At 34.8% G+C, this 3,256-nt stretch carries 4 protein-coding genes; 3 read left to right on the forward strand and 1 reads right to left on the reverse strand.

Annotated elements, in window-relative coordinates; genetic code table 11:
• Positions 1-100 precede the first annotated feature (100 nt).
• From AACT18_RS17670 to AACT18_RS17680, 3 genes are read left to right on the forward strand one after another with little or no spacing between them, the layout of a single operon-like run.
• Positions 101-820 (forward strand): winged helix-turn-helix domain-containing protein, encoded by a 720-nt coding sequence (locus tag AACT18_RS17670; protein WP_094144231.1) that lies wholly within the window; start codon positions 101-103, stop codon positions 818-820.
• Complete coding sequence (locus tag AACT18_RS17675) at positions 777-1,244, forward strand: hypothetical protein (protein WP_094144230.1); 468 nt, start codon at positions 777-779, stop codon at positions 1,242-1,244. The genes AACT18_RS17670 and AACT18_RS17675 overlap by 44 nt, the downstream gene beginning before the upstream one ends.
• 10 nt (positions 1,245-1,254) lie before the next feature.
• Positions 1,255-1,695, forward strand: a complete 441-nt coding sequence (locus AACT18_RS17680; protein ID WP_094144229.1) for a hypothetical protein — start codon at positions 1,255-1,257, stop codon at positions 1,693-1,695.
• Positions 1,696-2,023: 328 nt separating this feature from the next.
• On the opposite strand, the gene AACT18_RS17685 is transcribed toward AACT18_RS17680, so the two are convergent.
• The gene (locus AACT18_RS17685; RefSeq protein ID WP_094146607.1) at positions 2,024-3,154 is read right to left on the reverse strand and encodes an AAA family ATPase; all 1,131 of its coding nucleotides are present in this window, start codon (positions 3,152-3,154) and stop codon (positions 2,024-2,026) included.
• Positions 3,155-3,256 lie beyond the last annotated feature (102 nt).

A 3,256-nucleotide genomic window follows, 5' to 3' on the forward strand; every position in this document is an offset into this window, starting at 1 on the left:
ACATTGACCTTAACCTAATCACTTGATTAAGATTACATTCTTTTTAAGATAAAAGGATATTTTTAATCTAATATTTAGATAGTAGCTGCAGGAGTGACATATGAAACTTTACCTGGATACTGAAACTAATCAGATCCTAGATCAGGCAGGGCAAGGTGTTAAAAAACTGAGTGAAGCTGAATCCAACATACTGGCCGAATTTATCCAGAAAAGAGGAAAGTGCCTTTCTCGAGAACAACTTATGCAAGCTGGCTGGCCCAAACAACACGTTGTAGAAAACGCCCTTAACATGGCAATACGCAAACTCAGAGCTGTTGGTCTCAGTATTGAGACGATTGCAAGGAAAGGTTATGCACTAGTCGATGACTCAATTACTCTAGCATGCAAGGAAAGCTTAGTACTACAACAACAAGAGAATCATGCTAGTCAACCAAATTTAGAGCGAACTATAGAGGAAACCTTAGAAGAGAATGCTAAGCAAGGAAATGAGCTAGCCGAAAATCATGAGAATGACATTTCACTTTCGTTAAGTCAGCAGTACATTTTGCATCAAAGTAGGCGAACAAAAGCACCTCAAGCTAATGGTAAAATGGCAACAAGTATGATTTTTCTTTATCTGCTGATGCTAGCTATTTTTTATTTCATGCTAGAGGGAGCCAAACCTAATATCCGCTGTTTTGAAAGTGAAGCTGTGAAGGTATGTACTACTTATAGTGCATTTGATGAAAATTTAATTGAAACCTTGTCACCTGGTATATATATTTATGGGAAAACATATGATGAAAGTGGCACACGTAAGTTTATTAAAATTAAAAATTAATTGGCTATTGCTACTTATAGTTACGTTATCTTCCATATATACTTTTAAACCATTTATTAATGGGTTTGGATGCGACTTTGAACGAGAAGTAGAAACGATTAGTTACTATAAGAAAGGCTACTGCAATAGTGGAATAATGATAATTGAAACTGAAGATAAAGTCACTGGTACAGTTAAGCTTAAAAAATTCCTGTGGGGACATTGGCAAAACTATAACTATACATTAAGAATTCAAACACAAACATTAAGTAGCCCGAGTCCTAGCATGACAAGGAGATTATCGTTATACGATGTCACTCCGATAGTATCAGCTTATCGTATCCCTTTTGAGAACCAGTCTATGAAATCAGCACTTTTATACGATAAGCCATTTGAACTTATTTATATAACAGACGGGATAGGAAAATTAGGTTTTATTCAATGAGGATTTTCTAATGTATAGAATAATTGTTTTGGTTCTTATTATGTTAACTGTATTTATCATTAAGCCATTTATTAATGGGCTAGGATGTGATTTTAAAATTAATCATGACAATCAAATTGTTAAGCACTCTATAACATGTAAGAATGGATTTATTCTTTCAGATTTTTATGACAAAATAACTGGAAAAAGAACGCTAAGGCGATCTTTTTACGGATTTTGGGGAGGATATGTATACAATATCCCATTTTATGAAGTGAAATATATTACATCACAAACCGGCCAAGAAAGCTCTATCTCTAAACTAACTAAATATGAAATATCAGCACTGTGGGCTTTATATTTAGTGAGTTCAAGTAAAGAAAATATAATATACTCATTTCTTAAAGAATATGATGGTTCGATATTAGTATCCGAATTTAGTACCCACCCTAATTATGCTTTTATCGAATAAGCTTAACTCAAGATAACTGTAGAATTAATATTGGCCATATAAAGGACGTAGTGTAAATTTAAATCATCTAGTTATACCTTTTACTTATGAGATATATTTTCCTCATTGAAAAATAATACTATCAGACCAATAAGTTATATAGTAGTGACGATTTCTCCTGATGTGCTATATAACAGAATGAGAGAAGACAGTTCCTTATGTTACTTTTGATGCCGATAAATTAAGACAGAAATTAAAGAGGAAAAGATTATTATTAAAGCAAATTGACTCAGTGAGGAAGCGATTATTACTTAAATTAATGGAACATCTCAAAGCGCATGCTAAATATTTAATCTGGCCAGTGCCAATTGGGTGCATCTAATATTCCGTTCCCCTTTACAAAAGTCTGGCTATTCTGTTTTTCTAATTCGATAATGTTACAACCAGAATGCTTTCTTAGTATATGGATTAATGGTTTAGAATGTGAAATAACCCAAATTTGTGAATGCTGGGAAGCATAAAGGATTAACTTCGCTAAAGCAGGCAAAATATCGGCATGAATACTATTTTCTGGCTCATTAAGCACCATTAATGTTGGTGGACGAGGTGTTAATAGAGCAGCTACCCACAATATAAAGCGCAATGTGCCATCGGATAACTCAATACCAGTGAGCGGTCTTAATAAGCCTTTTGATGAAAAAGCTAATGAAAACAACCCCTCATGATTCCATGACACACCTAACTTACTACCAGGAAATGCATAATCGATGATTCGGTTAAGGGCTTCATGATCACCAATTTCAATAATAGTTTGCAGAGCGGCAGCAAGATCACTACCGTCATGGCTAAGAACCGTTGTTCTTGTAGCGAATTGGGGCATACGAGCAGGGGCAGCGGCATCTGTGCGAAACTGATCATAAAACCGCCAGTTTCGGATCATTTCACGAGTCTGGAAAATTTCCCCAATATCGATTGGATTGGAAAAAGAATCAAAAATAGTATCATAATTAGGGATGTGTTGAGTTACAGTCTGCCATCCTTTATCATTTCTTACCCGTAGTACTGGTCCTTTGCGTTGAACAGAGCAGCTTACGGGTCGATAATACGGCCCACTAAAAATACACTCATGTTTAATTTCAGGATCGAAGTTAAAGGCACTCTGATATGGAACAGGTTTGCCTAATGAAATAGTATAACCTAAGTCATCGGTTGAAAACCCTAGCTTTAATCTTGAGCACTCCATTGTACTACTATAAGATAATTTTTTTTTGGGACCCGCCCAAAGCGCAGAAGATAACCCTCCCTCACTTATCAGTGCATGATTAACTCCATTGGTGGCGGTATTCGCCAATAACCTTAACGCCTTATATAAATTGGATTTACCGCTACCATTAGATCCTGTAACTATATTGATAGAATTTAATGAAATGGCTAAGCTTCGTATAGAACGATAATTAGTAATTGCTAATGTTTTAAGCATATATTATTGATACTTTAGTGAAATTTAGGATTTAGGATAAAGTAAATAGACCTTGCAGTTTCTTAAATTAAATATGAACAAACTGACAAGTATATATCATAC

The sequence above is a fragment of the Vibrio sp. V04_P4A5T148 genome, from assembly GCF_963875605.1.
Classification (GTDB): Bacteria; Pseudomonadota; Gammaproteobacteria; order Enterobacterales; family Vibrionaceae; genus Vibrio; species Vibrio anguillarum.